Origin of the sequence: uncultured Algibacter sp. (genome assembly GCF_905480415.1) — a bacterium.
Lineage (GTDB): Bacteria > Bacteroidota > Bacteroidia > Flavobacteriales > Flavobacteriaceae > Algibacter_B.
This window is the reverse complement of the sequence record NZ_CAJQQI010000094.1, coordinates 1-4,061: the sequence shown is the minus strand read 5'-3', so window position 1 is coordinate 4,061 and position 4,061 is coordinate 1. Positions and strand designations below refer to the sequence as shown.

Genomic DNA, 4,061 nt, shown 5'->3' with positions numbered 1-4,061 from the left:
ATTGGTTTTATATAGAAAATGGAGTTTACCAGTTTCAGTATTTATTTTAACTATTATTGCTGTAGCAGTATCTTCTATTAAGAGGAGAGGTGGGATGGGAGTAAACTTAGCAGTTGGGATCTGTATTGCTATGATTTTTGTATTCTTCGATAAGATTTTTGGTGTTATGGCAGAACAATCAGATTTCCCTCCATTAATTGCCGTATGGTTTCCTAACATCATTTTTGGTATTTTAGCCGCTTATCTATTATATAATGCCAAACGCTAAGTTTAAAAATTATTTACATCTGCATTTTTTGGTTTTTATAGCTGGTTTTACGGCTATTTTAGGTGAGCTTATTACCATAAAAGCAATACCTCTAGTTTGGTATAGAATGATTATAGCATCCATATTGATGTTCATTTATATTAAAATAGCTAAGGTTAAGTTAAAAATAAATTTAAAATCAATTCTAAGACTCTCAATAGCTGGTGTTATTATAGCATTACATTGGATAACGTTTTTCGGAGCTATAGATGAAGCTAACATATCTATAACATTAGCTATGTTCTCAACAGGTGCTTTTTTCGCATCATTAATAGAACCAATAATTTACAAGCGTTCTATTATTTGGTACGAAATACTATTCGGAATTATAGTAATTGCGGGTGTTTTTATTATAACACAGAGTGAAATAAAATATCTTACTGGGATTATTTTAGGTATTTCTTCAGCTTTTTTATCATCATTATTCGCAGTACTAAATGGCAGTTTCTTAAAACAGCACTCGGCTACAGTTATTTCTTTCTACGAATTCTTAAGCGGCGTATTTTTTATATCTATTTATATTTTGTGTTTTGGAGAGGGTTTTTCCATGGATTTTTTCAGTTTAAGTCAGTCAGATTTCGGGTATCTTTTTATACTAGCGTCAGTTTGTACTGCGTATGCATTTATTGCATCCGTATATGTAATGAAAATGATTAGTCCCTACACGGTAGTTTTATCTTATAATCTTGAACCTATTTACGGAATCATAATGGCTCTCATATTATTTCCGGAGAAAGAAAAAATGAGTGCTTCATTCTATTATGGTGCTATTATAATTATAAGTGTTGTTCTTTTAAATGCAATATTGAAAAATAGTAGAAAGTTAAAAAGAAAGCCTTCATAGAGCTTAAACAAAATTAAAGTTTTTATATTTGTGAACTAACTAAAATTTAATAGCCAAAACAAAATTCTTATGGAATATTTAGAATTTGAACTCCCTATAAAAGAACTTGAAGATCAATTACAAAAGTGTAAAGTGATTGGAGAAGAGAGTGAAGTTGATGTTACTGAAACCTGTATGCAAATTCAAAAAAAATTAGCTGCAGCGCAAAAAGATATATATAAAAACTTAACTCCATGGCAACGTGTACAACTATCGCGTCATCCTGAAAGACCTTATACATTAGATCATATTAGAGCTATTTGTGGTGATTCCTTTTTAGAGTTACACGGAGACAGAGGCTTTAAAGATGATAAAGCAATGATTGGTGGTTTAGGGAAAATTGGTGACCAAAGTTTTATGTTTATAGGTCAGCAAAAGGGTTTTAATACCAAAACAAGACAGTATAGAAACTTTGGGATGGCGAACCCAGAAGGTTACAGAAAAGCGTTACGTTTAATGAAATCTGCCGAAAAATTCGGTATTCCAGTTGTAACACTTTTAGATACTCCAGGAGCTTATCCTGGTTTAGAAGCAGAAGAACGCGGACAAGGTGAAGCCATAGCCCGAAATATTCTAGAAATGACACGTTTAAAAGTGCCAATCATTACCATCATAATTGGAGAAGGAGCCTCTGGAGGAGCCTTAGGTATTGGTGTAGGCGATAGGGTTTTAATGCTTGAAAATACTTGGTATTCTGTTATTTCTCCTGAGTCTTGTTCATCAATTTTATGGCGTAGTTGGGAATATAAAGAGCAAGCAGCTGAGGCCTTAAAGTTAACGGCTATTGATATGAAAAAACTAAAGTTAGTTGACGGAATTATAAAAGAACCTCTTGGTGGTGCTCACAGGGACAGAAAAAAAGCATTCAAATCTGTTAGTGATGCTATTGTTAAAAATTATAATGAGCTTAAAAACTTATCCCCAAAAGATTTAGTATCTCAGCGTATGGATAAATATGCTCAAATGGGAGTTTATAAAGGCTAAAACTCTAAAAATCAAAACTTACTAAAATCTGAAGTTTATAGCTTCAGGTTTTTTTTATGCTTATTGACAATATTTTCAACTTATTAACAGTTGAATTGTTAACGAGTAGTGAACATAGAAAAATTATAAAAAATCTAAACTACTTTCTTTTTAATTACCTTTGTAGATATGAAACAACCTAATCAAATTCAAGGCTATAAAGTTGATAAAAGTACAATTATCAACCTTGAAAGAGGTAAAATACCGCCACAAGCACTTGATTTAGAGGAAGTTGTTTTAGGAGCGATGATGATTGATAAAAAGGGTGTTGATGAAGTTATCGATATTTTAAGCTCTGAAGCGTTTTATAAAGAAGCACATCAACATATTTTTGAAGCTATTTTTCAATTATTTGAAAATAGTGAGCCAGTCGACTTATTAACTGTTTCTACACAGTTAAAGAAAAATTCGAAGCTAGAGTTAGCAGGAGGTGATTTTTACTTGATTTCTTTAACTCAGAAAGTTTCATCTTCAGCACATATTGAGTTCCATGCACGTATTATTTTACAGAAATTTATTCAGCGTAGTTTAATTAAAATTTCAAGTGAAATTATTGAAGATTCTTATGATGAAACTAAAGATGTTTTCGATTTATTAGATAAAGCAGAGTCAAAATTATACGAAGTTACACAAGGTAATATCAAAAAATCTAGTGAAACTGCTCAAGATTTAGTGATTCAAGCTAAAAAGAAGATTGAAGAAATTTCTAATAAAGAGGGACTCAGTGGTATCCCAACGGGCTTTCATAAGTTAGATAAATTAACTTCAGGTTGGCAGCAATCCGATTTAATTATTATAGCCGCACGTCCTGGTATGGGTAAAACGGCGCTAACATTATCTATGGCAAGAAATATCGCTGTAGATCAAAATATTCCAGTCGCTTTTTTCTCTTTAGAGATGGCTTCCGTACAATTGATTACACGTTTAATTTCTAGTGAAACAGGCTTATCCTCTGAAAAATTAAGAACAGGTAAGCTTGAAAAACATGAATGGGAACAGCTCAACGTTAAAGTTAAAGGATTAGAAAAAGCCCCCCTGTTTATTGATGATACACCTTCACTGTCTATTTTCGATTTAAGAGCAAAAGCACGTCGTTTATCATCGCAACATGGTATAAAACTAATTATGGTTGATTACTTGCAATTAATGACCGGTGGTAGTAGCCATGGTGGAAATCGCGAGCAAGAAATCTCTATGATTTCTAGAAACTTAAAAGCATTAGCAAAAGAACTAAGTATACCAGTAATTGCATTATCACAGCTTTCACGTGCTGTTGAAACACGTGGTGGAAGTAAACGCCCTTTATTATCAGATTTACGTGAATCGGGAGCGATTGAGCAAGATGCAGATATTGTTAGCTTTATTTTTAGACCAGAGTATTATAAAATTGATGAATGGGATGATGAAGAACGTTCGCCAACTGAAGGTCAAGCAGAATTTATCGTGGCAAAACACCGTAATGGTGGTTTAGAGAGTATACGTTTAAAGTTTATTGGGCACTTAGGTAAGTTTGATAATTTAGACGATTTTGATTCGCCTTTTGAATTTCATTCTAAAATGAATGCAGCAGCTAATGATGATACTTTTAAAACTGATAATTTTAAAGCAAGTCCAGACCAAGCGTTCGGCAGTTCGTTTAACGATGATGAAGACAATGAAGTACCATTTTAATCAGTCTTTTAATATCTAATAGTTTTATAAAATTTTTAATCAGGCATATTTTTTGAGTATCTTTCAGCCTATGAAGAAAGCCCTATTCATATTAATATTATTCTGTTCTACACATATGTTTGCATCATACATCCTAATTCCAATGGATGTAGATAGTCAAAAAAATCATTTAAAGGC

The 4,061-nt window shown here is 32.4% G+C and carries 4 protein-coding genes; all 4 read left to right on the top strand.

Annotated elements, in window-relative coordinates; translation table 11 throughout:
* Positions 1-268, top strand: a 268-nt coding sequence (locus tag QZ260_RS06670; protein ID WP_295984253.1) for an LptF/LptG family permease, incomplete at its 5' end; no start/stop codon positions are given.
* On the top strand, positions 255-1,151 hold the full coding sequence (locus QZ260_RS06665; protein ID WP_295984251.1) for a DMT family transporter: 897 nt from the start codon (positions 255-257) through the stop codon (positions 1,149-1,151). The genes QZ260_RS06670 and QZ260_RS06665, both read left to right, overlap by 14 nt.
* Before the next feature lie 69 nt (positions 1,152-1,220).
* The gene (locus QZ260_RS06660) at positions 1,221-2,174 is read left to right on the top strand and encodes an acetyl-CoA carboxylase carboxyltransferase subunit alpha (protein ID WP_295984250.1); all 954 of its coding nucleotides are present in this window, start codon (positions 1,221-1,223) and stop codon (positions 2,172-2,174) included.
* A gap of 168 nt (positions 2,175-2,342) precedes the next feature.
* Positions 2,343-3,884: a replicative DNA helicase gene (dnaB, locus tag QZ260_RS06655; RefSeq protein WP_295984248.1), complete on the top strand. Its 1,542-nt coding sequence runs from the start codon at positions 2,343-2,345 to the stop codon at positions 3,882-3,884.
* The last annotated feature ends 177 nt before the right edge of the window (positions 3,885-4,061 follow it).

Coding starts and splice junctions, on each gene's coding strand:
- dnaB (WP_295984248.1), top strand. CDS start 2,343: ATGAAACAACCTAATCAAATTCAAGGCTATAAAGTTGATAAAAGTACA.
- QZ260_RS06660 (WP_295984250.1), top strand. CDS start 1,221: ATGGAATATTTAGAATTTGAACTCCCTATAAAAGAACTTGAAGATCAA.
- QZ260_RS06665 (WP_295984251.1), top strand. CDS start 255: ATGCCAAACGCTAAGTTTAAAAATTATTTACATCTGCATTTTTTGGTT.